At 61.5% G+C, this 25142-nt stretch carries 24 protein-coding genes; 8 read left to right on the top strand and 16 right to left on the bottom strand.

Annotation, left to right across the window (positions count from 1 at the left end):
• Positions 1–2: 2 nt before the first annotated feature.
• The 6 genes from traF to JUB11_RS23790 form a co-directional block, all read right to left on the bottom strand.
• Entirely contained in the window at positions 3–1010 is a 1008-nt protein-coding gene (traF, locus tag JUB11_RS23815) for a conjugal transfer protein TraF (protein ID WP_282189155.1), read from the bottom strand.
• Positions 1011–1161: 151 nt separating this feature from the next.
• Complete coding sequence (locus tag JUB11_RS23810) at positions 1162–3555, bottom strand: adenosylcobalamin-dependent ribonucleoside-diphosphate reductase (RefSeq protein WP_207461277.1); 2394 nt, start codon at positions 3553–3555, stop codon at positions 1162–1164.
• Positions 3556–3642: 87 nt separating this feature from the next.
• On the bottom strand, positions 3643–4095 hold the full coding sequence (locus JUB11_RS23805; protein WP_207461276.1) for a hypothetical protein: 453 nt from the start codon (positions 4093–4095) through the stop codon (positions 3643–3645).
• Between the two features lie 88 nt (positions 4096–4183).
• Positions 4184–4480 (bottom strand): DUF2283 domain-containing protein, encoded by a 297-nt coding sequence (locus tag JUB11_RS23800; RefSeq protein ID WP_207461275.1) that lies wholly within the window; start codon positions 4478–4480, stop codon positions 4184–4186.
• 125 nt (positions 4481–4605) lie between these two features.
• Positions 4606–4896 (bottom strand): hypothetical protein, encoded by a 291-nt coding sequence (locus JUB11_RS23795; protein ID WP_207461274.1) that lies wholly within the window; start codon positions 4894–4896, stop codon positions 4606–4608.
• A 125-nt stretch (positions 4897–5021) separates the two neighbouring features.
• Positions 5022–5255 (bottom strand): hypothetical protein, encoded by a 234-nt coding sequence (locus JUB11_RS23790; protein ID WP_207461273.1) that lies wholly within the window; start codon positions 5253–5255, stop codon positions 5022–5024.
• An 859-nt stretch (positions 5256–6114) separates the two neighbouring features.
• On the opposite strand from JUB11_RS23790, the gene JUB11_RS23785 reads away from it, so the two are divergent.
• Positions 6115–6990 (top strand): response regulator transcription factor, encoded by an 876-nt coding sequence (locus JUB11_RS23785; RefSeq protein ID WP_207461272.1) that lies wholly within the window; start codon positions 6115–6117, stop codon positions 6988–6990.
• 67 nt (positions 6991–7057) lie between these two features.
• Here JUB11_RS23785 and JUB11_RS23780 read toward each other — a convergent pair whose 3' ends face one another.
• Positions 7058–7807 (bottom strand): Hpt domain-containing protein, encoded by a 750-nt coding sequence (locus JUB11_RS23780; protein ID WP_207461271.1) that lies wholly within the window; start codon positions 7805–7807, stop codon positions 7058–7060.
• 106 nt (positions 7808–7913) lie between these two features.
• A complete protein-coding gene (locus JUB11_RS23775; RefSeq protein WP_247887281.1) occupies positions 7914–9122 on the bottom strand; it encodes a DNA polymerase IV in 1209 nt (402 codons plus the stop codon).
• Between the two features lie 140 nt (positions 9123–9262).
• Here JUB11_RS23775 and JUB11_RS23770 point away from each other — a divergent pair, with 140 nt between their 5' ends.
• Positions 9263–9817, top strand: a complete 555-nt coding sequence (locus JUB11_RS23770) for a hypothetical protein (RefSeq protein WP_207461270.1) — start codon at positions 9263–9265, stop codon at positions 9815–9817.
• Positions 9818–9819: 2 nt separating this feature from the next.
• The gene (locus JUB11_RS23765; RefSeq protein WP_207461269.1) at positions 9820–10455 is read left to right on the top strand and encodes a hypothetical protein; all 636 of its coding nucleotides are present in this window, start codon (positions 9820–9822) and stop codon (positions 10453–10455) included.
• A 23-nt stretch (positions 10456–10478) separates the two neighbouring features.
• Here JUB11_RS23765 and JUB11_RS23760 read toward each other — a convergent pair whose 3' ends face one another.
• The 4 genes from JUB11_RS23760 to JUB11_RS23745 form a co-directional block, all read right to left on the bottom strand.
• The gene (locus JUB11_RS23760) at positions 10479–10826 is read right to left on the bottom strand and encodes a hypothetical protein (RefSeq protein WP_207461268.1); all 348 of its coding nucleotides are present in this window, start codon (positions 10824–10826) and stop codon (positions 10479–10481) included.
• Positions 10827–11098: 272 nt separating this feature from the next.
• On the bottom strand, positions 11099–11440 hold the full coding sequence (locus JUB11_RS23755; RefSeq protein ID WP_207461267.1) for a hypothetical protein: 342 nt from the start codon (positions 11438–11440) through the stop codon (positions 11099–11101).
• Between the two features lie 148 nt (positions 11441–11588).
• Positions 11589–11858 carry a hypothetical protein gene (locus JUB11_RS23750; RefSeq protein WP_207461266.1) on the bottom strand — a complete coding sequence of 90 codons (270 nt, stop codon included), beginning with the start codon at positions 11856–11858 and terminating at the stop codon, positions 11589–11591.
• A gap of 9 nt (positions 11859–11867) precedes the next feature.
• Positions 11868–12716 carry a DNA/RNA non-specific endonuclease gene (locus tag JUB11_RS23745; protein WP_207461265.1) on the bottom strand — a complete coding sequence of 283 codons (849 nt, stop codon included), beginning with the start codon at positions 12714–12716 and terminating at the stop codon, positions 11868–11870.
• 415 nt (positions 12717–13131) lie between these two features.
• On the opposite strand from JUB11_RS23745, the gene JUB11_RS23740 reads away from it, so the two are divergent.
• A complete protein-coding gene (locus JUB11_RS23740) occupies positions 13132–14148 on the top strand; it encodes a site-specific integrase (protein ID WP_207461264.1) in 1017 nt (338 codons plus the stop codon).
• A 405-nt stretch (positions 14149–14553) separates the two neighbouring features.
• Complete coding sequence (locus JUB11_RS23735) at positions 14554–15975, top strand: hypothetical protein (protein ID WP_207461263.1); 1422 nt, start codon at positions 14554–14556, stop codon at positions 15973–15975.
• Between the two features lie 208 nt (positions 15976–16183).
• Here the strand turns inward: JUB11_RS23735 and JUB11_RS23730 are convergent, their stop codons facing one another.
• The 3 genes from JUB11_RS23730 to JUB11_RS23720 are packed head-to-tail and all read right to left on the bottom strand — an operon-like array spanning position 16184 to position 21496.
• Positions 16184–19369 (bottom strand): error-prone DNA polymerase, encoded by a 3186-nt coding sequence (locus tag JUB11_RS23730; RefSeq protein WP_207461262.1) that lies wholly within the window; start codon positions 19367–19369, stop codon positions 16184–16186.
• Complete coding sequence (locus tag JUB11_RS23725; protein ID WP_207461261.1) at positions 19366–20853, bottom strand: DNA polymerase Y family protein; 1488 nt, start codon at positions 20851–20853, stop codon at positions 19366–19368. Before JUB11_RS23725 ends, JUB11_RS23730 begins: the two co-directional genes overlap by 4 nt.
• The gene (locus tag JUB11_RS23720; protein WP_207461260.1) at positions 20786–21496 is read right to left on the bottom strand and encodes a hypothetical protein; all 711 of its coding nucleotides are present in this window, start codon (positions 21494–21496) and stop codon (positions 20786–20788) included. The genes JUB11_RS23725 and JUB11_RS23720 overlap by 68 nt, the downstream gene beginning before the upstream one ends.
• A 465-nt stretch (positions 21497–21961) precedes the next feature.
• Between JUB11_RS23720 and JUB11_RS23715 the strand changes: the two genes are divergently transcribed.
• Positions 21962–22318: a hypothetical protein gene (locus tag JUB11_RS23715; RefSeq protein ID WP_207461259.1), complete on the top strand. Its 357-nt coding sequence runs from the start codon at positions 21962–21964 to the stop codon at positions 22316–22318.
• An 824-nt stretch (positions 22319–23142) separates the two neighbouring features.
• Here JUB11_RS23715 and JUB11_RS23710 read toward each other — a convergent pair.
• Complete coding sequence (locus JUB11_RS23710) at positions 23143–23364, bottom strand: hypothetical protein (protein WP_207461258.1); 222 nt, start codon at positions 23362–23364, stop codon at positions 23143–23145.
• A 172-nt stretch (positions 23365–23536) separates the two neighbouring features.
• Between JUB11_RS23710 and JUB11_RS23705 the strand changes: the two genes are divergently transcribed.
• Both JUB11_RS23705 and JUB11_RS23700 read left to right on the top strand, forming a co-directional pair.
• Entirely contained in the window at positions 23537–23851 is a 315-nt protein-coding gene (locus tag JUB11_RS23705; protein WP_282189154.1) for an HU family DNA-binding protein, read from the top strand.
• 93 nt (positions 23852–23944) lie between these two features.
• A complete protein-coding gene (locus JUB11_RS23700) occupies positions 23945–25105 on the top strand; it encodes an HNH endonuclease (protein WP_207461256.1) in 1161 nt (386 codons plus the stop codon).
• The last annotated feature ends 37 nt before the right edge of the window (positions 25106–25142 follow it).

Raw genomic sequence — 25142 nt, 5'->3', positions numbered from 1 at the left:
GGCTAGTTCCTCACCTTGGACCGGAGATAATCGACGAGGGCGTTGGGGTCAGTGATGCCGGCCGCCTCGGGGTCCAGCTTGGCTGGCAGCTGCTGGACGACATCGACGGGACGGGTGCGATCGAAGCTCTTCTCGTCGATCCAGCCCGCAGTGACGGCGCCGAGCAGGATGCGACGGCGCAGGTCCTCCATGGACAGGACACCGTTAGCCAGCGCCACGAAGCCGTCGGGAGCCTTGACCAGGAACATGGTCGGCGTGCGCTCGACCTTGAGCTTCGAGGCTTGGCCGGTGTCAGGCCGCCAATCCGGGAAGTGCCCACCTGGAAGGGGCTTCCCATCCAGGGAGATGGCGACGACCTCGAAGCCGTAGTTCCGCGCCATCGCCTCGAGCACGGGTGCCTGGCGGTCGCAGTACTGGCAGTCGGAGCGGTAGAAGAAGAAGATCCCGGCGGTCTGGGCGATGGCTTTGAGCTGCTCGTCCGTGGCGGCGCCGGCGACCTGGTTCTGAAGGTTCGCGCCGTAGGTCGCGGTCGGACGGCGGCCGACTTCGTCGAGCATGGGATCACCCATGACGACGCGTTGCTGCATGTCGGTGAAGGCCTGCGCCTTATCGACTGCGATTTTCTGGAGATAGAAGTAAGCGCGCACATTCTCGGCGGTGGGCTCGTCCAGTGCCCGGTCCCGGAATTTCGGAAGGTTCTGGCGCATCCACTCGGCCGTCCCAAAAGGCGGCGGCTCCGGCTGCGCGGGGGCTGCCGGAGGCGTCATCATGGCGACGGGTGTTGGGGCGGGTTCCGGAGGTGCCGGCGGGGGCTCCTCCTTCTTGGGCGGCGGAGGCTCGGGTTCAGGCTCTGGCTCGGGCTCGACCTCGTACCAGAACCAACCTCGTTCACTGTCGCCGAAGAAGGCGGATGGGAAGACCCCCTGCTGTTGGGCGGACGCAGGCATCGCCATCGACCCAGCCAGGAGAGCGGCCGTCAGGGACTGACACAGGAGTTTGCGCGAGTTCATCATGGGGATAGGGTACGAAGAGAGGGGATGTCACCGCGCCGTGGAAAGACGACGCCTATGGCGATCATTCTGACGGTTTTTTCCATTTGGCGGCTTAGGATGGGGCAAGCGCCCGATGTCCGTAATGGCCACCGGGCGCTTGCTTAGGCGTTTAGCTGCACTTTCCCGTTCCGCACGCGAGACAACGCTCGCACCCGTTGTCTCTAATGCAGGACATCTCTCCGCAGCTGGCGCAGCGTGTGGCCCCCGCGAGAGTGGAGGCCTTGCTCCTAGCTGCCTTTGCTGGCTCCTCCGCGGATTGGGAGGAGTGGCACTTGCAGCCAGGTTCGCAGGACGCCGTGCTTTCCAAGGAGAGGATGTAGGTTTCGAGCGTGTGAGCGATGAGGCTCACGAGTCCCCTGAACATCCTTCCCCCAACCCATGCCACGTCCGTTCCTGACACGGACTTCAGCTTGGCGAGAGCGCCAAGTGGGTCCGCGTCGAAGCGCAGGATGTGGCTGAGCAGCTTTGCCATGGCCGTCGCGAGTTCGCTTTCTGCCAGGCTGTCGGTCGATACGAACACCTCGACCGCTCGCAGCCGCCCAGACGGTTCCTGAAAGCGCGATACGTTCAGGTAGAAGGTCTGGTCGTTGAACCGAACCTTCAGCCTCTTGCTCTCCAGCTCGTCCGGCAGCTTTGTGGTGATGGACGGTGCCGGCGGGATCACCTCGGCCACAGCGGGCGTCGGCTCTTCCTTCTTCTCCGTCGGCATCACCTGGAGGACGCTCCCCGTAACCGGGTTGGGCCGGTACGTGGTGCATCCTTTGCAGCCAGTCGCGAACGCAAGGTCGTAGACGTCCTTGAAGGCCTCGAAGCTGGTGTCCTCAGGGAGGTTCACCGTCTTCGAGATCGAGGAGTCGACGTACCGTTGGCACACCGCCTGGGTCAGCACGTGATCGCGTGCTGTTAGTGTCTGCGCGTCCACGAAAAAGGACGGCAGCTTTTCCAGCGTGTCCGGCGCGGCAGGATCGAGACCGTGCAGGTCGCAGTACAGGACATATCCGGCGTCGTAGACCTCTTCCGGGACAACGTCTTCGCCAACCCGTCGGTTGCGGATGTACCGGAACGCAAAGACCGGTTCAATTCCGCTGCTCAGGTTCCCGACATACAGGCCGGTGGTGCCGGTGGGTGCTTCCGACAGAAGGACACCGTTGCGGATACCATGGAGGGCGATGCCCTCACGGATGTCCTCTGGCAGGCGCTTGACGAATGGGCGGGATAGGAACTCTTCCGCCTGGAACATGGGAAACGGCCCACGCTCCTTCGCCAGGTTCACGCTCGCCCGATAGACCGCATCTCGATGGGCCCGTTTGATCCGGGCGAGCATCTTCAGTGCGTCCTTCGAGCCATAGCGCAGGCCCAGCATCATCAAGCAGTTCGCGACGCCCGGCGTACCGATGCCAATGCGACGCTTGTTTTGCGCTTCCTGCCGCTGTTCGGGCCAAGGGAACGGGCTCCGGTCAATAACGTTGTCCAGAACACGAACCATCAACCCGGCCGCCTCAGACATGGCGTCAAAGTCAAATGATGCCTGAGGCGTAAAGGCGTTCCTCACAAATATAGGGAGCCAGTTCTGCCCAAGAACGCATGCACCGTTCTCGGGTAACATTTGCTCTCCGCATGGGTTGGCGGAGATAATGCTCTCGATGTACGAGAGATTGTTAAGCCTGTTGACGCGATCAATGAAGATCACGCCCGGTTCGGCATAGGCGTAGGTTGCCCGTAGGATGCGATCCCAGAGATCCCGCGCCTTGACCCGCTTGTAGACGTACCAGGGCTGGCCGTCCCGGGTTTGCACCTCGACGATGCTTGCCTCGTTGAAGGGCCGGACCGGGTGTCCCAGGTCGAAGTCGGCGTCCGCGTTGATGGCCGCCATGAAAGCGTCCGTGACAAGGACCGAGAGATTGAGCCCTCGGAGCTGCCCAGGGACGCGTTTGGCGTCGATGAAGTCGAAAATGTCCGGGTGATCGGCGCGGAGGGTGCCCATCTGGGCGCCGCGACGCTCACCCGCACTCTCGACCGTCTTGCCGGCCTGGTCGAAGACCAGCGCGAAGCTGATCACGCCCGAGGCCGGTGTTCCGGTGCCTGCCACATACGCGCCCTTGGGACGGATCGGACTGAAGTCCGTACCCATCCCGCCGCCGCGCTGCAGCGTCACGCTCATCCGGAGCAGTCCGTCGCCCATGATTCCGACCATGGAATCCTCGAGGCGACGGTTCACGAAGCAATTAATCCAGGTGACCTGGCGCTCTGACCCAGCGCCAGCCAAAATGCGGCCAGCGGGGAGGAGTTCGAACGAGTTCATGCGCTCCAGGACCGGATCGTAGAACTCATCAGCCCGGGGATCGCCGTCGAGGACAGCGGATACCACACGGCGGTGGATGTCCTGCGTGGAGTGCTCGCCCGGCTGGGCGTACTTTCCAAGCTGAATCTCCGTTGAAATCCGCTGCCGGCGAAAGGCGGGGAGCCAAATCTGGCGCGGCAGAGCGGTGTCGAGCATGTCCATGGTGAACCTCATATCTTCGGGGGATAGAGGCGCGTCATGGCCCAATGGGGCACAGACGCGCCCCGTTGGGGATGGTTTTGGCTCAGATCAGCGGGTGGTGTCTTTCGGGATCAGGGCGCCCGTGGAGGGCTCCAGGCCGAAATGCATCGCCAGCTCGCGGATCGGTTGGTTGGCACAGGTGACTTCAACGTCGGTGTGCTTGATCAGGCAGGAGAACCAGAAGCTGTCTGCCGAGACGTTCAGGCAGTCGCATTCGGTTCGTTCCTCCTGGTCGGAACGTTCGTCGTCGGTTGGCTCTCCGTCCTCGCCGTCCTCGGCCAGGCAGTCATCCTGGTCGGGGTCGGACGGATCGGTTTTGAGCCACCGGGGCGAGTAGTCGAACTTCTCGACCTTGTGCAGATTGTGCGCCGTCACGACCGCAGCCAACTTGAGGATCTCCGCGGCCTTGGCAGCGTCGATCTCGAAGGCGGCAACTGCCGGGATGCTAGCGTGCTCGTTGGAACCGCTGCATTCGGCAAGATAGGTCTTAGGTGCGTTCACGGTGTGCGCCTTTCTGAATGATGGGGGCACACCTTTCCCGGCGGGGCCGGTGGTGCCCCAAGGGGTTGTTGGATTGCGCAGGAGGCGGTTAGCCCGCGAGCCTGCGCTGGTTACGCTGGAACTGGTCTGCAAGAGAGCGGCCAAGCTCCAACGCTTGTGCATACTCCCTAGCCGCCGGACCAGCTTCGGATGCCGTGATGATGATCCCCAAGTCGCCGATTGGCACAATCTTGTGCGCCCCAGTGACATCGAGGCCGATCACGCGACCTTCCGTGTCGAAGTCCAGCACGACGCCGGCCTGGATCTCCTCCGACCCGTCATAGGCGGTGGAGTCCTCGAAACGGATGTACATGCCATCCACTTCCGCATCGTAACTGACCTTCATGCTCGCCTCCTTGGACCGTTGCGTTGCAAGCGATCCGGAAATGCGTTTGCCTGGCATTCCCGACCAAAGCGCATTCAGCGTGAACAGCCATGCTGGAGGGAGTTCCCTGCCAGCACGGCCGTGTGTCACGCCAAGCCCGGATGGGCCATGCGCATGATGCGAGAGATGCTCTCTTTAGCGTCCTCGCGCTTGGTCCGGGGACCGATCCACGGACGCTTGTTTCCGGACGGCCGGACGATCACCCGATAGCAGCCACCAAGCCGTGCGGTTTGGCGGAGGAGCTGGATGATATCACCGTTTTCGAGCTCGCGCTCGGCCACCACGACGTCGGATGGCAGCTTCTTTGTCAGCTTGAGGCCGTATTCTTCGAATGCGAAGTGGGCGAGCAGGCCAACGGTCTTTTGCAGCTTCAACATGGTGCACCTCTGTTTGAAGGCGCAGCACCCCCTCGGGGCGACCTGCGCCCCGGTTGGGGAAAGCTGTTCAACGGTGCCGGAATCCGGGCCGCTGGTTCGAGAGGCAGACGCCTCTCGGTCGGTGATCAGGAGATGGAGCGGAAGTGATCGATCCAGGCACTCAGCGCGGTAAAGCTGAGGCCCTGGACGTTGTACTCCGAGCCAGTGGCCGTCATTGCGACAACGCGGCCATCCTCCTCCTCACGCACGGCTTGGACGGGGGATGTGGTGACCAAGCTTCCCGGTTCAAACCGAGGATGGTTGGCAACCGTGCCCACGAGCCGAAGCCCACGTGTATCCTGAACGTCGATGTCGATCATGGTCTCCTTCCGTCTGGAAAGGACAGACCACTCCCCCTGCAGGGGACGTGGTCCCCTGAGTGGGTTTGGCGATGGGTCTCGGTGAGATCCCTATCGCGGGTGCTGCCGCGCGATGGCGACTAGCTTCAACGCTATTTTTGGACCCTAGCTAGGCCAGCTTTAGCACCTCATGGCACCGCAGCTCACTTTAATCAGTGGCATCAAGCACACAGATCGAAAGTGGGCATAGGCTACACAAGTCGGCGAAGGGTGAAAAGGGGAAAACTGAAGGCTGCGCCGTCGAATGCTCGCAACGAAGCCGCGTGAGGCGTAAATCACTATCCGACGCCGAACGCTCCGTCCACGTTCCCGCGTCACGCATCAGCGCCCCCGAAGGACGCTGCAACCGCGTTATGCAGAGCCTGTTGCAACAATATTATCGCGGTCGGGATCGTACTGGCATGCGGGACAGTAGGTAAATCTTGCCTATCGTCTAGGAAAATTCTGTATGCCACATCCTCTCGACTCCATGTCTGCCATCGCTTGTGTCGGAGTGAGCGGTGTTGGGCAATGCGAGCGAGCATCACTGTTATCAAGCAGGCCACGCCAACTCTTGATGAGAATCATTATCAGCGAGAGGCGGTATAGAAAACTGAAGAATCCTCTTCCCTGAACTTTTGGATAGGGTATAAAGGCGGCGCGACCTGCGTCGGTGGGTTGTGGAAGCGCAATGCTCTTGTGACTGGTATCGACCGGTGTTCCGGCATGTCCTGAAATGCCGCGGATGGTCGGGCTGAGTCGCTGATGCAGACAGCGCTTTTGACGAAGTATCGGGTGTATAACCTTCACTGGCCACGTGGCCGCTGGAACTGGATAGAAAATGCAGCTTCTTCTCGCGGATGACCATGGCATTCTCCGGGATATGATGAAGATGCTCTTTCAAACGAAAGAGCCCAGTTGGGATGTTTTGACTGCCAGCACGCTTGAAGAAGCCCAGAGTATCGCCGCGAAGCATAGCGAAATTGAAATCATCATTCTCGATTTGTTGATGCCTGGGATGAATGGCGTCGAGGGTATCAGTAAAATTCGTGACGTCCGTCCATCTGCTCGCGTCATTCTCATGACTGGAGCGGAAGCGAGCTTAAAATTAGTGTCCGATGCGTTTGAGGCTGGAGCGTCCGGCTTTATCCCAAAGTCGGCTGGAGCGCCAAGCATTATGGCCGCTGTTAGCTTGGTCGTCGCTGGGGAACGATATATTCCCGCCGAATTGCTCCTAGCTGCGTCGGCTCCATCCATTCAGAGTTCTTCGGCAGGCGCCACCAAGCCGGCGAGCGCTTCTTCTCAGGCAGAGTTGAAGCTCGACACGAAGGCGGGCGCTTTGGACGCTCAAGCGTCGCACCAGAAGCCGGTGAGCGTTGCTCCACCGCCGGCTCCTGTGTCGCCGCAAGCTGGGACCAACCAGCGCACCGTCATTGCGAGTGGCAAGAAACCGACAAAGAAATCCATGATGGTGCGAGGGAATTTCCCTGGCCGAAACGATGTGCAGTTGCTCCCTCGTGATGTTGAAATGATCGACTACATCATGGCGGGGTATGCAAACAATTTCATTGCGAAGAAGATCGATAAGGCTGAGGTTACGGTCAAATATCACATGCGCCAGCTTTGCGAAAAACTAGGTGTTTCGAACAAAGCCGAAGCCAAGACGCTCATCGAGCAAAGCGAATTCTGGCGGTTCAGGCAGAGCGTCACTCAATGAAGTAAAGTGCCCATGCGGTGCGTTGCCGTATGGGCGCATACCCGACACTCTATTTTCGAGCATCGACTCAGGTGTGGCTAAGCAGGCCGTGGTCCGCGGAGGAGCGCTCTGTCAGTTGGAGCAATTCGCTTACGGTTTCGATCCGGGCGAAGAGGTGCTCTGGTGAAGCTGCCTCTGGGCTAGCATGCTCCAGATCCTTTGCGGCCTCGAACAGAGCGTGTGCACCGAACATACGCGCAGTGCTCTTCACGGTGTGGGCCAGCCGCTCGATCTCCCGTGTGTCGGTTGCTTGGTTGATGAGCGCTACTTGTCCCCTCGCCTCTTCGAAGAAGCCGCCCAGAAGCGCCGCAAAGTTCTCTCGGCCGTAGTTCTGGACAAGGGCGGTGAGCGCAAAACCATCCAGGTACGAGTGGTCCGGTGAGACCATTGGCTCCCAGCTGTGCAAGGTCTCTATCACGCTCTCGATGGCGAAAGGCTCTGTCATCACCGCGGTTACCCCGGCTGCCTGATGCCGGGCCACCTCACTTGCCTCGCTTTTCGACAGCAGGGCCATGAATGGCACATTGCCCAATGGAAGCGGCAGACGACGAACACTCGCCACGAGCGGAACCATATCCATCTCACCGGAGCGTAGATCCGCGACGATAGCTGCGGTTTTGGGCTCTTCCGAAGTGCGGATCAAGGCCTCGGGCTCCACCACGACAGCCTCGTACCCATGCTGAATGAGCTGCGACCGGAGATCCTCCAACTGTCCCTTATTGCTGCCAATGAGGAGGAGCCGGTTCGTGACAGGGGCTTTCGACGTGCTGGTCGGCATTGCGGGCACCGCGATTAAGGTCAGGACAGGCTCGGCCCGTGGCCGAGGAAAAAGGAACCTATCCCAGGAAGGCATTGGTTTCCACCCCGATAACAATAGTGGAAAATCACCCAAACAGGTCTGGTTCGGCGCCAGGCTCGACGAGATCGGAGCATCCCACTCCGATCAGACGGAACTCCCGCCCATCGCATTCCCGCTCCAGCAACGGCATAACCATATCGACGATCTGTTCGGCCGAGCGCGTTGCGGGATCGACCCGGCGGGACCGGGTGAGCAGCTGGAAATCCGCGGTTTTCAGCTTCAGGGTCACGGATCGGCCAAGCACCCATTCTCTGGACATACGCTGCTCGACCCGAACAGCGAGCCGGCGTGCTTCGGCCGCCAGCGTTGCAAAGTCGGCGGTCGGCCAATCCAGGGTGTCTTCGGCACTGACCGACTTGCTGGGCGATTCCGGCTCCACCCGCCGGTCATCCCGCCCATGCGCATAGCGGAACAGGGTTCGGCCCATCGCTCCGTAGCGGCGAACCAGGGTTATCTCCTCAAGCTCCATGATGTCGGCAACTGTGCGGATGCCGTCGTCGTGCAGGCGGCGCTCCATTGCGGGCCCAACGCCCCACAGGATGGTTGGCCGCTTCGGAGCCAGGAAGGCCAGAGCCTCAGCGCGGCCGATCACGGCCATCCCGCGTGGCTTGTCCAGATCCGACGAGACCTTGGCGAGGAACTTATTGTAGCTGAGTCCGATGCTGGCTGTAATCGACAGCTCGGTCTCGAAACGCCGGGTGATCTCGACCATCGCCTGCGCCGGCGAGATATGGAGCTGCTGGCGGACGTCGTTCAGGTCCACGTAGGCCTCGTCCAAGGACAACGGCTCCACGAGCGGCGTGTAGGCCCGCATGATCTCACGCGCTCGATAGCCGACCTCCTTGTACTTCGCCATGTCCGGCGGAATCACGACGGCTTCCGGGCACCGGGCGAGCGCCTCGTGCGTCGGCATGGCCGAGCGGACACCAGACATGCGGGCGATGTAGCAGCAGGACGCCACAACACCTCGTGCCCCGCCACCAACGATCACTGGCTTGTCGACCAGCTCCGGCCGGTCACGCTTCTCGACGGACGGATAGAACGAGTCGAAGTCCAGATGCCCTATGTTCAGGGCGTGCAGCTCGGGGTGCGACTTGACACGCCGGCTGCCGCACTTTGGACAGCGCTGAACCGTGGAGGAGTAGCCCGCGGCACAATCCCGGCACACGGAACCGCCGCCCGATGGCAGAGCCATGTCAGACACGGACAGGGGAGTGCTTTCCATGCCGCTCATGTGGTGCCCTTCCTCCCGACAGTCCAACATAGCCGCCATTCCCCTCGCCCGCTGGCCAGCGCGTTTGCTGGCGTAGCCTGCTGCTGACCGATGTTCTTGGTTTGTGCTATTCTCGCCGAGAACCGCACCGAGGAGCAAGCATGCTGCGCGTCACCGTCACCCGGGAAAGCTCTACCTCCAGCGTCGCCATCGCCGAGGTCGTGATCGGCAAGTTCGCAGGCTCCGAACAGCGCGGCGGCTACGCTGCCCGCGTTTACGAGCCCGCCAGCCCGTTTTCCGAAGGCGTGGATGCGTGCTTCACCGTCCGAGGCCATGAGCGCTTCCAGCCCGCCTTCGCGCTCGTGGCGTCGGTTCTGCGGGCATGGCATGACGGCCAGGTGGAGCAGGTCAGCGATGGCATGCGGCAGATGCTGAGCAACGCTTCCGCGCTCCGTCAGACACAGACCAGCGGCGCTCGCACCATGTCAGACACGGACAGGGGAGTGGTGACGCACCAGGGTACTCATGCTGGAATGGACGATGACTCCCTCCTCGCCCTGCAGGCAGCCGTTCAGAGCCTCTCCCACGCTGGTAACGGGCGGGTACCCAGTGCGGCGGCAATCCAAGCCGCCACTGCCCTCCTCACCGGCGACAGCGTAGCCCTACAGGCTCTGGCGACCGCGGTGAACGCCGTGGCAGCTCCAGGAGGTCGCTGAGCATGACGCTTCGGGTTCGTGTCCTATCCAGGGAGCAGATCCTCGCCGGCGGCGCTGAGGGCGCGGACGGGATCATCAGCGTTCGGGGCACTGGCACCGTGCGAGGCCAGGCGGAACTGGATCTCGCTTTAACCCAGGCCGTGATGGGCGAGGTTGGCGCCGTGCTGCCCCTACGCTTCGATGATATCGGGATCGCAGAGTATGGACCGCAGCGTGGCCCGACCGATGAACACGTCGCCGAGGCGCTCGCATTCGTCCGAGCGCTCCGGGACCGGCAGGCAGACGCGCTCTTGTGCATCCACTGTGAGATGGGCCGATCGAGATCCAGCGCCCTTGGGCTGATGGCTCTGGCAGAGGATCTGGGGCCGGGACAGGAAGCTGAGGCCGTTGCCGCCCTGTCCAGAATGGACATGGAGGAGATCATGATCCCCAACCCGCTGCTGGTACGGCTGGCCGATGACCAGCTCTGGCGCTACGGAGCCTTGGAGGCGGCACTGGCCGAGGCGAGCCCCCGCTATGCCCAGGTTCGGGAACACTGGCGGGTGGTCGGTGCCGATCCCGAGGCCGCTTGGAAGGAGAGCCTTGCCAAGCGGCGCAAACGGAAGAAGGACGACACGCTCGATCCTGTCTGGGACTAACTAGCGGAGGGCATCGATACTTCCTAGGCGCTCGCCCGCCTGCGCTCAGCAAGAACCACCCGGACCGTGGCGACGATAGTTCCGTCCTTGTCGGCGTCGTCGAGCTTCTGTGCGATCGCCTCAATGTCTTTCGGCGGTAGGGTGCGCCGAACCATTCGCACCGTCTGGGACAAGGCTCGCTCGGCTCCACGGCAGCGCGTTCCGAAATCTTCCAAAGCAATGAAGCTACGGCGACGGGCGAGGATATCACGACCCACACTGGCTTGGGCGGCAATCGCGGAAGCTGCGGTTAGGGCGGATTTAGCGTCACTGTACTCTACGATGGCCGCGATCAGCTGATGGCGCGCTTGGGCAACGGCGTCGGAAGTCATTCGGCTTTGCCTCCGTGGTTCCTGCAAATGCACTGTCCCTTGCTGCCCGGCTTCGTAGAGCGCCGATAGCTCCGCCACTTACATGCTATTGTAGTGACACAAGGGCGGGAAAGAAGGGCCGCAGCTTTTCAGTGCGGCCCAAGTCTAGGGAGGAAACGCAACCTTGCGTGCCCTCATTAAGCCTGGGCAGGATTAACCAATGATGAACGCCAGGCCATTACCTACCATCTACTACTTATGCGCTTAAGATGCTTTGTTGGACGTTGGGGAGGTCAGAGCCGTCCATTCCGGAAAAGGACCGTCCGGATGATGGTCAACGCACTGTCGTCACTCTCTTTCCCATCATGCCGCAGGGCGATAGCCTCGATAGCTTCTGGCGTCAGCACGCGACGGGCGGCCAGTGCCGTCTGCCGTAAGCTACGTTCCGATTGTGCTCTTTGCTGGCCGATTTCCCTGAGTTGCTGGAACGCCTCCCGGCGGGAAAGGGAAGCCTGCTTCAGACTGATGGAACTGGCGTGCCCCGAGGCTTCTTCCAACAAGAAGCGAACGTTGCGGTAGGTGAGAATTGATGCTTCAACGGCGTTGGTCGCCTCCGAGATCGTGCTGTACACCATGGTCGAGAGCTGCCCTGTGGGTGCCTGGGTCCATGATCATAGGCTTTGGCAAGCATGCCTTCCAGTCGGCGCAGTTCGCCCTGTCCGGCCAACTCGCATGCGTTGCGGGTGTGCTCCTTAGACCCTGGCGTTCCAGCACCCTCCCCGTTCAGGAGAATGGGTTGTCGACGGTGTCTGACCCTTCCGGCTCAACGGGCGGCACCTGGTTGGGCAGATCCTTGTCAGCTTCCAGTTCGCGGACCACGCTGTCCAGAATGGACCTGAGGGCACGGGCGTTCCTGAGCCCGGCCTTGTCCCTGGTCAGGTCCAGCTCTCCGAACACAGAGACGCGGTCGGTGTGGTTCTCGATGCTCATCTCGCCGATCGTCACCGCCTCACTCTCATTGGCGAAGGGCTTGATCGTCGGGGTCTTGCTCATGATGTGATCCTATCGCAGCAGCTGCTTGAGAGTGTCGGTCCAGGTCCCCTCGCCTTCCGGGGCTTGGTCGGCTGTCTTACTACGCCGTTGGCCCGGCAGGCGTGGTGCCGGCAGCGCCATGGGGCTTGCCTTCACCGAGGCCGGGAGCGTCGGAAACGGATCGACGCCGCTCCGCCGTTCCAGCTCGGCAACGGAGATCACCTCCCAGCGGTCCGTGTCTTCGTTCTGGGTGACGTAAGCCGCCGCTTCCTTGCGCTTCGGATCGTAGATCGCCTTGAACAGGTGGGTCGGCACGAACACCCTGCCCTTCAGCCGCTGCAAGCGCTCGCCCTGGAATATGGCGCCGGTGACGACGTAGACCTCGCCGCGCTTGCGGGCCAGGTCCCGAGCGACACCCTCAATCCCAGCCCACAGGCCGCGGTTCAGCGCCGCATTCTGCGGGACGATGTTGGCCAGTGAGAAGGTCTCTTGCTGGGCCGCCTGGTCGACGGCAGAGGCTGCTGGAACGAGGTGCCCTCGGTCCATTCCTGACCGGACGTAATCATCCAGCCGCGCCCGCTCCTCAGCTGGGAGCCGCGTCTCTTCATAGAAGTTGCCCTTGCGCGGGGTATCGGCCGCTGCCTTCAGCCCGTCCCTGGTGATCCGCTCCGCTGCATAGAGAGGGGTGCGGGTAAGGCCGGAATGAAGCACGGCGAAACCTCGGAAGCAGACCTCACGAGTTCGCGGTGCCAGCTTGGTGTTGGTCAGGTCGGGTGCCTGCCCACCGGCGAAATTCTCGGGGCATGCGGTTGCGCCAGCCAGCACGGGTGTTGGCAATGTTAGGAGGACCACGAGGGTCGCGGCGAGGCGGTTCATCATGGGGCCGTATCAGACGGTATCGACCTTATGAGGCGCAAGCCATTTGCCGCTCCGCGGCGTTCCTTAGGTTCGCGCCTTCGATGAGGTAGGGGTTTGCGCAATCATATTCGAACGACCTCGCCCGAGGAAGGGCGCCTAGCGTGCTTGGGCCGTTGGAGATCCCGCCTGGTGAACACCCCCCCTCGTCTGATCGAGCGTAAATGCCGGTGGTATGCTGAAAACAACGTTCGTTGAGTTTCAATAAGTTAGTACGGATCATGATACTAAACGCGAGGAACACTGCCGCGACTGAGTGCTCAAATGGCACAAAATGCTGGCTGCCGGGAGGGGCTTGCCGGGCAGCGCCGCCCAGGCTAAGCTCTGTGTCCGATAACCCGGATTCTCGGACAGACGGCGAGCAGGGAAAGGGCGGGCGTTGGACGGGACGGACACAGACGTGTTGGTGGGCGGGGAACTCGTGCCGATCGCGACGGATGAGGGCTCCGGAGCCCCTCTTCCGGTCCTGCACATCGAGGAGATCGAACGGGCTCAGGGCTACGCCGACGCCTCCCGCGCCGCGAGCACGCGCCGCGCCTACGCCAGCGACTGGCGCCTCTTCACCGCCTGGTGCGCGGAGCGGGCCATCGATCCCCTGCCCGCTGACCCGCGGTTGGTCGCCGTGTTCCTGTCCGCGGAAGCGGCAGCCGGCAAATCCTCCCGCACTCTCGGCCGCCGCCTCGCCGCCATCGGCTACCATCACCGGCGCGCCGGGCACCCGCCTCCGCAAAAGGCACCAGGTGGTGTGGCGCTGCTGGAGGTGATGGGCGGCATCAAGCGCGAGCACGGCGCACCGCCCGGCCGCAAAGCCGCCGCCGACGCCGACGTGCTGCGCGACCTTCTCCGCGCCATAGAAGGTGAGGACCTGCGCGCCGTCCGCGACCGCGCCCTGCTGGCCATCGGCATGGCCGGGGCGTTGCGTCGGTCGGAGATTGTCGCCTTGCGCGTTGAGCATGTCGCCCGTGTCCCGGAAGGCCTACGCGTCACCATTGCCCGCTCCAAGACGGATCAAGAGGCGGAGGGAGCCGTTCTGGCAATCCCGGATGGCCGAAGGCTGAGGCCAGTTGGGCTGCTCGAAGCTTGGATCACGGTCTCCGGTATCACCGAAGGGTTTCTGTTCCGCCGCATCGACCGGGCCGGGAGGGTGACCGCTGATCCGATGAGCGACCGGGCCGTGGCACGGGTGGTGAAGGCCCGGGCGGAGGCCGCTGGCTACGATCCTGCCGACTTTGCCGGGCACTCCTTACGAGCCGGTTTCCTCACCGCCGCCGCCCGCGCCGGCGCCTCCATCTTCAAAATGCAGGAGGTGAGCCGACACAAAAGCGTAGATGTCTTGTCCGGCTACGTGCGTGACGCTGAGTTGTTCCACGATCACGCAGGTGATGGGTTCCTATGATGGGAAGCAGAAGAACTCGAATGTTGCGTAAGGCGCTACGGAGGAGTGTATGACGCCTCAATGCTTGCGAGGTTACGATCGCTACCACCGTGTGATGCGACGGCTTGCGGCGCAGGATGGCGTGCCGGGCCTGAGTAGCATTTTCATTGAATCAGAATGTCATACCGCCGCGTTTACCTCGCTCGACCTCATAGGCCGTCCAAGTTGTCGGACGATATTTGGCGCGAGGGAACTGGTCGCGATGAACAGCGTAGTTTTCAAAAGGCAACGGTCGTTGAGGGAAGGGCAGCAAGGAAATCCGACCCTTGCCCCTTTGCTCATTGACCGGCACTCAGTACAAGCTACCTGCGTCAGACGATTGCCGATTGCTCGCAATTCTAATCTTCCTAGAGAAGGTGCGTATCAATGATTGGAGGAAGCACACCATCGGAGCAGTACCTTAGTAAGCTTTGTGAAAAATCGTTTCTGTCTTTATGGAGCTATTCGAACCCATATACGGACAGAGGCATCAAAAATGGCGTAGGAGAAGGAAAGGAACTCTGCGACCTTTTGGTAGTTTTCGGAAACAATGTTATAATATTTTCAGATAAATCGTGTTCTATGAAAAATACAGGCAGCTTAAGCGTTGACTGGAACCGTTGGTATCGAAGATCTATACACAAATCGGTTGACCAGATATATGGCGCCGAACGATGGATGATCGAGTTTCCTGATCGCATTTTTCTGGACAAGAAAGCATCCGTCCCTTTTCCGTTCGACCTCAGGAGCATAAATAACATCCGGTTTCACCGAGTAGCCGTCGCTTTGGGTGCCGCCGATCGGGCTCGGTCAGAGCTTGGAGGAGGTAGTGGTAGTTTGAGGCTCACTAATATTTCCGACTCGGATATGGCTAACGATGCCGATTTTGTGAAAGCATTTGCTTTTAATGGATCAAATCCTAAAGGGTTCGTGCATGTTTTTGATGACATCACGCTCGATATTCTTCTGTCGGAGTTGAACACTATAAGTGATTTCTGCAGCTACCTTTCTGAGAAGGAGGATTTCTTTGCATCGAATTTCGTCGCAGCCGCAAAGGAGGAGGATCTCCTTGCAATATACCTTATGAGCAAGAACTCACTTCGGCAGCACTACTCTCGAGCTGATAATGAACTGAAAGAAGCACACATCATTTTTGATGGGCTGTGGAATAGATTTAGCTCATCCCAAAAGTACACAGGCAAGAAGAGCGCTAACTTAATTAGCTATCGTTGGGACTCCCTAATAGAAACTTTCAGTAAGGTTGTCATAGATCACGCAAAAAGAACTGGTGCTCGTTACGGGGAGTACGAGGAAGGGCTCCGTTTGATGGCATCTTTATCCCGGCTTGAGCGTAGGATGGTATCGGGATATATCGAGGCAAAACTCTCCGTGAGAACACCTTCGGGTTTTCATCCAGGAGCATACGGATTTCCGGATAACGCTGGTCTAGTATTCGTCTTTGCATTCTGCGAGGGGCCGCAACCAATAGATCCTCAAACTTACATAAAGGCACGGCGAGTGCTTCTCGCGAAATATGCCGCCGTTGTCAGATACAGGCAACCAAGCACCAAAAAGGTTCTAGGCCTCATACTGCAATCAACAGGGAGAGGAGCTGAACTAGGGCTTTACACTTTTGAGAATTGGAACGAGAGCAACGAGAAGCAAGCGAGGAAAGACATTAGGGAGCTAGGGATTGATTTATGGTCACGCAACGTTTTCGAGTCCGATTACCCTGGTGAATATGCCAATGTTCCAAAAACAAAGGCGGCCCAACGACGTCTGAAGAAGAGAAACAGGAGAAAAAAGTAGAAGCGCGGTCGGGTTTGCCGCCGTTGCGGGATTTTGCACCTTCGAGATTATAGCGCGTTCAAGATTAGTCGGTAGATTAGCCCAGGACCGAATGCATTCGCGGAGCCTTCGGATCGGCTGCATGCCAGTTTAACAAGCTGAGATGCTCATGCCAGTTCATTGGCTTAGGGTGCCCCAGTCGGACAGAACATCCCGACGCACTTGAATGTTATCGGAAATCTCGAGCCGCCGGGAACACGGGTGGTGCAACCTCTGCACTCTCGGCTGGATCGTCCATTCTGACGAGTGCAGCGCTCAGGTGCGACAGGTTCACCAGCCGGTCGGCAACGACATGGATCACCTCGCCTTCCTTCTGAACGCGTCCCCAAACGCCCATTATGGACGCCCCGAGTACGATCCGGCGCTGCTTCTCAAATACGGATGACCAAATCACGACGTTGGAATGCCAGGTCTCATCCTCGATGGTGACAAAGACCACGCCACTTGCGGTCCCGGGCCGCTGCCGTACAAGGGTGAGTCCAGCAATCCCAACACGGGCACCGTCCGCTAGGCCCTCCAGCGCGCGTGCCGGGCTGTACCCCTGCTCCCGCAGCTTTGGCCGGAGCAGCTGCAGCGGGTGTGAGCGCAGCGTCAGGGACACCGCCTTGTAGTCCTCAACGATGGCTTCACCCAGGCGCACCGACGGCAGCATCACGTCGGGCTCATCGCCCCGCTCGACCGGGCCGCGGTTGTCTCCAGGCAGACGGCGGGCATCGGCGACCGCGAAGAGGGGCAGTGGTGCCGCGCCGAGGGCACGGATCTGCCACAGAGCCTCACGGCGGCCGAGGCCGATCGACAGCCATGCATCAGCGTTGGCGAGCCGTTCCAGCGCCGCCACACCCAAACGCGCCCGGTCCCAGACCTCCTGGACAGTGCGATAGCCGGTCCCTCTAGCGGCAACGAGGCGAATGGCATCGACCTCGCGGAGTCCCCGGATCAGCCGCATCCCAAGCCGCACGGACGGTCCCATGCGCCCGTGTTCCAGGATGCAGTCCCATTCCGAGTGGTTCACGTCCACCGCGCGGACATCAACCCCATGCTCCCGTGCATCCCGGACGATCTGCGCCGGCGCATAAAAGCCCATGGGCTGGCTGTTCAGCAGCGCCGCGCAGAACACAGCCGGGTAGTGGCACTTGAGCCAGGAAGAGGCGTAAGCGAGCAGAGCGAAGCTCGCAGAGTGGCTCTCGGGGAAGCCATAGGAGCCGAAGCCAATGATCTGCTTGTAGCAGCGCTCAGCGAACTCCCGGTCGTAGCCTCGTGCGAGCATGCCTGTGACCATGCGGTCCTGGTAGGCGGCCAGCCGGTCGGCACTGCGCTTGGCGCCCATGGCACGGCGCAGTTGATCGGCTTCCTCCGCCGTGAAGCCAGCGCACACCATGGCAAGGCGCATCGCCTGCTCCTGGAAGAGCGGCACGCCCAGCGTCTTGCCCAGCACCCGCTTCAACTCCGGGGTCGGGAGGTCCGGCTTCTCCAGCCCCTGCCGGCGGCGGATGTAGGGGTGGACCATGTCGCCTTGGATTGGCCCGGGCCGGACGATCGCCACCTGGATGACGATGTCGTAGAAGGTCGCAGGCTTCAGCCGGGGCAGCATCGCCATCTGGGCCCGGCTCTCGATCTGGAAGACACCGAGCGTGTCCGCCCGCTGGATCATGCGGTAGGTCTGCGGGTCCTCTGACGGCACGTCGGGGAGGCTGAACGGTCGGCCGAGCTGCGCTGACAGCAGGTCAAAGCCCTTGCGCAGGCAGCTCAGCATACCGAGCGCCAGCACATCGATCTTCAGGATGCCGAGATCGTCCAGGTCGTTCTTGTCCCACTCGATCACGGTGCGGTCCGGCATGGCGGCGTTCTCGACCGGGACCACCTCATCCAGGCGACCACGGGTGAGCACGAAGCCGCCGGGATGCTGACTGCGGTGCCGGGGGAACCCGACCAGGTCCTGGGCCAGCTGCATGGCTCGGGCGATGGTCGGCTCTGTGGGGTCGATGCCCGCTTCCTGGATCCGCTTCTCGTCCAGTTCCTCGCTGCCCCAGGCCCAGATAGCCTTGGACAAGGCGTCCACCGTATCGCCCGACAGCCCCATCACCTTGCCGACCTCGCGGATGGCCAGCTTGGACTGGAAGGTGACGTTGATACCGGTCAGCCCGGCCCGTGAGCGGCTGTAGGTGCGGTAGAGGTACTGGATCACCTCCTCCCGCCGCTCGTGCTCGAAGTCCACATCGATGTCGGGCGGCTCGTTGCGGGCAGCGGAGACGAAGCGCTCGAAGAGGAGATCGTGCTTGGTCGGATCGACGGCAGTGATGGAGAGCGCGTAGCAGACGGCCGAGTTAGCGGCCGAGCCTCGCCCCTGGCACAGGATGCCCTGTCTGCGGGCGAACTGGACCACGTCATGCACCGTCAGGAAGTAGGGCGCGTAGCCAAGCTGGTCGATCAGCTGCAGCTCACGCTCCAGCAGCTCATGGACGTTCGGCGGCACGCCCATCGGCCAGCGCTCTGCGGCTCCTGTCCATGTACGACGGACGAGTTCCTCCTGCGGCGTGACACCGGGCGGCACGGGGTCGGTCGGGTATTCGTACCGCAGCTCCTCGAGGGAGAAGGTGCACCGTGAGGCAAGCTCTACCGTCCGCTCCACCGCATCCGGGCGGGAGGCGAACAACTGCAGCATCGTCTTCGGTGCCTTCAGGTGCCGTTCCGCATTGGGGAAGAGCTTGCGTCCCGCCCTGGCCAGGATGGTCTTCTCGCGGATGCAGGTCAGCACATCCTGCAGGCACGCCCGGTGCCGGGCATGGTAGTGGACATCGTTGGTGGCGATGAGAGGCACGTCCAGTCCATCCGCGACGGCGGCAAGGCGCTCCAGCCGCTTCTGGTCCCCAGCGGCTTGCAGCAGGTTCACAGCCGCGTAGATGTGGCCTGGGAAGTCGCTGGCGAGCCGCTGGAGGCTTTCGGCGTAGCCGTGCAGCCGGACAGTGGTCAGACGTCCCTCAGGCGGCAGCAGAACCAGGATCTGGCCCGCGCCGTGTGTGAGGAGGTCCTGGTAGCCGACGGTGCACTCGCCCTTTACGCTCCGGCGCCGTCCGTCCGTCAGCATCCGACAGAGCCGCCCATAGGCAACCCGGTCCGTCGGGTAGGCGAGCAGGCTTGGTGCGTCGGTGAGATCCAACCGGCAGCCGATCACGGCCCGCAGCCCCGCCTGCTTGGCAGCCACATGCAGCCGCACCACGCCGCCCAGCGTGTTGCGATCCGCAATGCCGATCTCCCGGTAGCCCAGCGCGGCGGCGGCCAGGACGTATTCGTCCGGGTGCGAAGCTCCCCGGAGGAACGAAAAGTTGGTCGTGAGCTGAAGCTCGACGTAGCTCATGCGAACAGGCCGTGCATGAACCAGCCGTCCAGATCCGTCCCCCGCCGGCGAAAGACCCAGAAGCGCTTCCCGCCGATTTCCTGGATCCGGTAATAGTCGCGGACCGCATCAGGATCGCGCCGCCACCATTCGGAGCGAATTCGCTCCGGCCCCTCATGCAGACCCACATGGTAGCGCCGTCCGCGCCAGTAGAAGGCCTCAGGCACGCCAACAGGGATGCCATCGGTGTTGATGGGCTCGGGAGGGCTGAGCAGCAGCACAGGCCGTTCACCGTCCGTCTGCCAGTTCTCCTCGCCGGCATCCTCCTCGACCGGACGCAGGCTGAAGGTCCGTTCGGGAACGTGCGCCGAGAGAGAGGCGAAGCGCAGGGCAGCGCGGTTCCCCGCTCGTGTTCGGAGCCGGTCAATCAACTCCGTCCGCGTAAGATCCGCTCCATTGCCACCGGCCTCCACCTGTTCCGCTGCCAGGCGGTTCGTCTCGGTGGCTTCCAGCGTCATCACCTCGACGCCAAATCCCGGTTCGATCTGGTCCAGCCGCTCCCGGAACAGGCGCAGCAGGTGCCGCGGATCACGGGATGGCTTGCTGGTTCCGATCGCCAGCGGTTGGGTGGCTCCGTCCACACGGTACAGGGTCAGGGTCAGCGCCCGGACACCCTGCCCGGCCTCTCCCAACCGCTCGCACAGTTCGGCCAGTAGGCGGCCTGTTGCCAGCTCGAAGTCTTCCCGGCGGCTGATCGGTTCCGCCAGCGCGAGGCGCGTCGACCAGCTCGGAGGCGTGACCAGCGGCGTGACGGGATCGGGGACAGCGCCCGTAAGCCGGTCCAGACGGTCGACCAGCTCCTGCCCGAACCGGGCGGCTAACGGTGCTCTCGGCAGCCGCACCAGATCACCGATGATCCGGAGCCCGACACGGCCCAGATTGGCCGCTTGCGCCATGGGGATGCGCAAGGCCTCGACCGGCAACCGGTTCAGCTCCTCCTGTGTCTGTTCTGGACCGAGCATCGGCCTGCTCCGGCCCGGACGGTAGCGGGACCATGCCCAGGCCGCCGCTGGGGTCGGAGCCGTCCCGAGGCGGTAGCCAACACTCGCCCTGTCCAGACGTGACGAGAGATCGGTCAGCAGGGCGCCATCGCCGCCCCAGAGGTGCCCGCAGCCGGTGATGTCGAGGATCAGCCCGTCCGGCCCGTCCAGCGCCACGCGCGGAGACCAGCGCCGGCACCAGTCGGCCAAGCGCAACAGCCCCTCCGCATCAGCCTCCGGATCAGCGTCGCCGATGAGGACATGTGGGACGAGGGCTCTGGCTTCAGCCACGGTGATGCCGGGCACGAGGCCCTCGCCACCGGCCAGCGTGTTGACGCCGGTGATCCGCACACCGCCCTGCCCGGCCGCGGCGAGTGCGACGGGGCCATTGGCCTTGTCAGGATGTGACTTGCACCAGCGGTCGGTTGGCCATGTCGGCAACCAGACCGAGACGTAATTCCTCATCGTCCCACTCCAGCAACCACGATCCAGGCGTTCCACTGCGACAGCGCAGCAACGAGACGGCCCATCGTGGCGGTCCGACACCGCCGCCGTCGTAGCGACCGGGCGCCGATGTGACGCGCCAGCGGGTCGCAGAGAGGGACGGTGGCGGGTTGGAGGATGCGGGTGGAAGGAGGAGCAGGAGGGTGCCGCCGGTCTCGGAGGCGAGCTGCAGCCGTCTGCCCTGGACAGGAGTGGCGATGACGCCCTCCCCGACCACAGCAGCAAAGGCCTGGCAGCGAGCGGCCTCTTCGAGCGCCCAGAGGCTTTCCTTCCCGCCTGGAATGCTCAGCACCAGTTGGTGGGGCTGGAGGCCAAATTGGCTCAGCCCTCCGGCGCTTAGCTGGCCGAACGATTCGGGGGCTCGGAGCCAAAAAACGGGCCGGTCCATTCTTCCCAGGAGAGCGGCAATCAGCCCGATACGGGCCATATCGTCCACGTCGCCGATCACCTCGTGGACAGCGCCAGAGCGCAGGCCATGGTCCGGCAGGTGACGGTCGATGGCGGGAATGCCGAAGGTCAGACGCCCGCCGTTGCCACTGGCTTCCGAGCGCTCGATGGCTCTAATCTGCTGTCGCAGGGCAGCGATGGTGCTGAGGTCGTTCACCGTGCCCTCCTTAGGCATTTGTTCCCGTTACGTTCTGATATGTCCTAACGCCTTCGGGAGTCAATAGCTGCTCATTTCAACGCATGGTGGCTGCGGCGTGCGGCGGGCTACCTTGGCCTTGGCAATTCGCTTCTCACGCTGCAGTGGGGTTAAAGGCGAGTATCTGTAAGGCAGATCAAGCTCTCGCGCCGTTCAAGTGCTAAGCTTGCGATGACAGATCAGGCGCAACGCGCGCTTGCACGGAGCCAGTAGCGCTGCTTCAAACCTGCTGGACGGAGGCAGGAACGATGTCACAGCACTTAGGCGGATGCGCCTAACTTGCCCTGCCTCCGAACAGGAATGCTCTGTCGGGAGTAGAGACAAAGAGCGCGTCAGAGACTCCGGCCGATCTTTCCCAATTGCAGAACCGTCAAGGAACAACCACTGTCATCTTACTGCCACGTCGGCAGACAACGGAGTTGAGAAATGCTTGGCGACAAGAAGCCCCTGAGGCTGAAGCAGTGGGCTTGGTTACAGACCGGCAAGGACCGCCGCCTGATCGGCTGGGACACTGACGCTTCGGCGTGGGTGATTTCTTCCAAGATCGCAGCAGTACCCCCGAGCAGTGCAAGTGCTGCCCCCTCTTGGGCCACTACCGCTGACCACCGGGAGGTTCAACTCTCCGACCCCGCCCGAGGCCTACTGGATGAGATGCTGGAGGCAATCGACCGGATGCGGGCCGAGCACCCCTACTTCAAACTTCTCACTACAGCTCCGGTCAGCTTGCACCTGTGGCGCCCGGCGTCCGTTCTGGACGGCGGTACAGCCCGTCGCTCGGCCTGACGCCTGTCGTAAAACCGCCCCCTGCCCCAACAGCAAGAAAAAGCTCCTGCGCCCTTGAACGGAGGCAGGAGCTGATAAAGTTTTCGATGGGTGGAAGCACGACACCACTATAGTGCCGCACCCCATCAACGCATTCGTCAAATCAACGTTGCGTCTTGAGTCTAATGTTTCTGATCCAGAGGCATCATCCACTTGCATGCTTCAGGCCGCTAACAGGCCGCCGTGGGGCTGGGGCTCCTTGTGACTCTGGCCATAGCTCAATACACCGCCGAGTTACCTCGCCACTACTTATGAGCAGTGGGCACTCTGTCGTGCGCCCGTGCTACCGTGAATGTAATGAAATTGGGGAGGGCTTATGACTACTCACGACCCTAAGCATCGCGTTGTCACGCTGTATGCTGATGCAGCTAGTCAGCGGCGCATCCTGAAGAATTTGCGAACGCAACGTTTTAGTTTGCCTGAGAGCGCGTCTGCACATGTCAGAGCATTACTCGACAAGAGAATTGATACCGTAGCATTAGAATTGGCTAAAAACTTCAGCGCCGCCAATGAAACGATCTTGTCGAGTCATCACGCATCCAATCCGTTAAACTCGCCTACAACACTGGTCAGGTCAAACCGGAGATAATGTAAGTGCTGGAGTCATGACATCAGGCTATCCACCAGGGTGAAAGCTATGGCTTGTTCCATTCTCCGAGGGTTGCGAGCAATGCCTGAAGTTTCGTAGCTGCTCGACTGCCCTCCCTTGTCCGTTCTGGACATGACCTCGTCCCCTCATGGGCCGGAGATCCGGCAGCGCACGCCATGCGTGACAGCTTGAACGATTAGGAGTGCTTCTGTGACGATCCAAGCTTTGCCAGGCCTGGGTCGTTAGCAGGCGGCTTGGCTCCGACATCGTTGAGCCAATCGGCCATGGAGGCGGCCTCCTCGTGTGGCAAGCCGCGCGCCAGGATCACCATTTCCATCCGGCTGCGCCAACGCACGGCGTCGTAGACGATCCAGCCGTCTCCAAACGCATCCAGACAAACGTCGAAGGGTTCTCTCATGACGGCACCTTAGCCCCGCCAATCTGCCAACGCTTGCGGTCGTTGTGGTTAGGATGCCACTTCAGGACGCCGATTTGACCCGCCACTCGCCGGCGCATCCACAACACCGCTCATCCCCTTGTGTCACCGCGGCGCTTACGTTACTCGAAAAGGGCGCAACCCCGCATACCTGCTGGGTTTCAGAGCGAACAGGGGACAGAGAATGACCAAGGCAGAACTCATTGATGCGATCGCCGCAAAGCTGGGCGGCAGCAAGGCCGACGCTGGCAAGGCACTCGATGCCGTGCTGGACAGCCTGCAGGAGGCCATCGTCAAGGGCGAGACCGTGAAGCTTCCCGGCTTCGGTCAGTTCGAGGTGTCCGAGCGCGGTGAGCGTACCGGCCGCAACCCGGCCACCGGCGCTGAGATCAAGATTGCCGCCTCCAAGTCAGCCAAGTTTTCCGCTGGTAAGGCGCTTAAAGATGCCCTGAACGGTAAGGTGGCTTGAACGGGATTGCCGCCGTGCCTTAGGCGCGCGCGGCTGTCCGAAACAGAAGCTAGACTCTCCAGATGCCTAATTTTGCTGCCGGAAAGCCTATATATGAAACTCACCCAACTCTCTTACCCGGTGCCGGACTACCCTATTGAAGGAAAAAAGATACCTTTCTCTCAGTTGAAACGATCACAGCCTCCGACAGTAGATCAACTCGGCAAAACACTTCCATCGCAAGAAGATCGGCAGCTTTGGTTTGAGGCCCAGATTCGACTTATGGCAGCCGACCTCGGCGGGAATAGAGTGCCTTGGGCATTTCGATTTGCAGATGGGAAGGAGTTTCAACTCGACAAAGGATGCGTTGGTATGGCCATCGCTAACGGTGTGCTTCGTCTGCCGCAGAGCGGTCAGCCAATCGAATTCCTTGAACTGGTATCGACGCGCCAGGAGGGACAGTCAGCGGATCGGGCCATAAGGGCACATAGAGCATTTCCCGCAGCCCCGCTTTTATCAGATGAGGGGAGTCGCGCGCGAGTAATCGCGAGGGGAATTGTCCCAGACCACGTGCGAGCGGCTGCCACCTTCATCGACGAAAAGCCAATTGAGGTTGTAAAGGAATACGCTGGAACGAGTTCGTGGGCTAAGGACGCGTTTCTGGTCGTTGGCACACGACGGTACCCGGCGAAGATCATCGGCGTTATCGCTAAGCGTATGGCAACGGGAGAGGTTTTGGACACCGGCTTCGCGAACACCCGCGCCTTTCTCCGGGCGTTGGCCAGCATTGGGTTCGACGAAGTTGTCCGCGAGAATAACGCAGAGGTGGTGGATGCGGAAACGCAAGCCGAGCGGGATGGCCATTTTGATCCCTCTGATAGTGCGGATGCAAGGGAAAGGGCGCTGCGGTCCATCGTTCAGAGGCGCGGCCGTACGACGTTCCGCAACGCACTGCTGAGAGCCTACGGCGGTTGCTGTGCGGTAACCGGGTGCGACTTGCCCGATGCACTGGAGGCCGCACACATTGCTCCGTACCTGGGGGGCCATACTGATGACGTGAGCAACGGTCTGTTGCTACGAGCCGACATCCACACGTTGTTCGATTTGCACCTGATCGCCTTCGATCCCGATACCCGTCAAGTGCGCGTCTCTGCCACAATTGCTGGCGGCTTCTTTGCTGACAAATTGAAAAAGTTGCGATTGCGTTTTCCCAAAGATCGGAGGTGCAACCCCAACATCGAGGCGCTAAGGAAGCGACTTGTTGAACTTAAGTAGAGCCTCTCCCAAAAAAAAACCGACCTGAACCTGTGCG

This window comes from Azospirillum sp. SYSU D00513 (assembly GCF_017356015.1).
Lineage (GTDB): Bacteria > Pseudomonadota > Alphaproteobacteria > Azospirillales > Azospirillaceae > Azospirillum.
The sequence above is the reverse complement of the archived record's forward strand: the minus strand, read 5'-3'. Positions and strand labels throughout refer to the sequence as shown.

Bases quoted from the DNA above. Each gene is read 5' to 3' on its own strand.
- JUB11_RS23780 (WP_207461271.1), bottom strand. From the start codon at position 7,807: ATGCCGACCAGCACGTCGAAAGCCCCTGTCACGAACCGGCTCCTCCTC.
- JUB11_RS23760 (WP_207461268.1), bottom strand. From the start codon at position 10,826: ATGACTTCCGACGCCGTTGCCCAAGCGCGCCATCAGCTGATCGCGGCC.
- JUB11_RS23715 (WP_207461259.1), top strand. From the start codon at position 21,962: ATGCTTGGCGACAAGAAGCCCCTGAGGCTGAAGCAGTGGGCTTGGTTA.
- JUB11_RS23770 (WP_207461270.1), top strand. From the start codon at position 9,263: ATGCTGCGCGTCACCGTCACCCGGGAAAGCTCTACCTCCAGCGTCGCC.
- JUB11_RS23710 (WP_207461258.1), bottom strand. From the start codon at position 23,364: ATGAGAGAACCCTTCGACGTTTGTCTGGATGCGTTTGGAGACGGCTGG.
- JUB11_RS23790 (WP_207461273.1), bottom strand. From the start codon at position 5,255: ATGATCGACATCGACGTTCAGGATACACGTGGGCTTCGGCTCGTGGGC.
- JUB11_RS23725 (WP_207461261.1), bottom strand. From the start codon at position 20,853: ATGAGGAATTACGTCTCGGTCTGGTTGCCGACATGGCCAACCGACCGC.
- JUB11_RS23800 (WP_207461275.1), bottom strand. From the start codon at position 4,480: ATGAAGGTCAGTTACGATGCGGAAGTGGATGGCATGTACATCCGTTTC.
- JUB11_RS23785 (WP_207461272.1), top strand. From the start codon at position 6,115: ATGCAGCTTCTTCTCGCGGATGACCATGGCATTCTCCGGGATATGATG.
- JUB11_RS23750 (WP_207461266.1), bottom strand. From the start codon at position 11,858: ATGAGCAAGACCCCGACGATCAAGCCCTTCGCCAATGAGAGTGAGGCG.
- JUB11_RS23755 (WP_207461267.1), bottom strand. From the start codon at position 11,440: ATGGTGTACAGCACGATCTCGGAGGCGACCAACGCCGTTGAAGCATCA.
- JUB11_RS23745 (WP_207461265.1), bottom strand. From the start codon at position 12,716: ATGATGAACCGCCTCGCCGCGACCCTCGTGGTCCTCCTAACATTGCCA.
- JUB11_RS23810 (WP_207461277.1), bottom strand. From the start codon at position 3,555: ATGGACATGCTCGACACCGCTCTGCCGCGCCAGATTTGGCTCCCCGCC.
- traF (WP_282189155.1), bottom strand. From the start codon at position 1,010: ATGAACTCGCGCAAACTCCTGTGTCAGTCCCTGACGGCCGCTCTCCTG.
- JUB11_RS23730 (WP_207461262.1), bottom strand. From the start codon at position 19,369: ATGAGCTACGTCGAGCTTCAGCTCACGACCAACTTTTCGTTCCTCCGG.
- JUB11_RS23735 (WP_207461263.1), top strand. From the start codon at position 14,554: ATGATTGGAGGAAGCACACCATCGGAGCAGTACCTTAGTAAGCTTTGT.
- JUB11_RS23700 (WP_207461256.1), top strand. From the start codon at position 23,945: ATGAAACTCACCCAACTCTCTTACCCGGTGCCGGACTACCCTATTGAA.
- JUB11_RS23795 (WP_207461274.1), bottom strand. From the start codon at position 4,896: ATGTTGAAGCTGCAAAAGACCGTTGGCCTGCTCGCCCACTTCGCATTC.
- JUB11_RS23775 (WP_247887281.1), bottom strand. From the start codon at position 9,122: ATGAGCGGCATGGAAAGCACTCCCCTGTCCGTGTCTGACATGGCTCTG.
- JUB11_RS23765 (WP_207461269.1), top strand. From the start codon at position 9,820: ATGACGCTTCGGGTTCGTGTCCTATCCAGGGAGCAGATCCTCGCCGGC.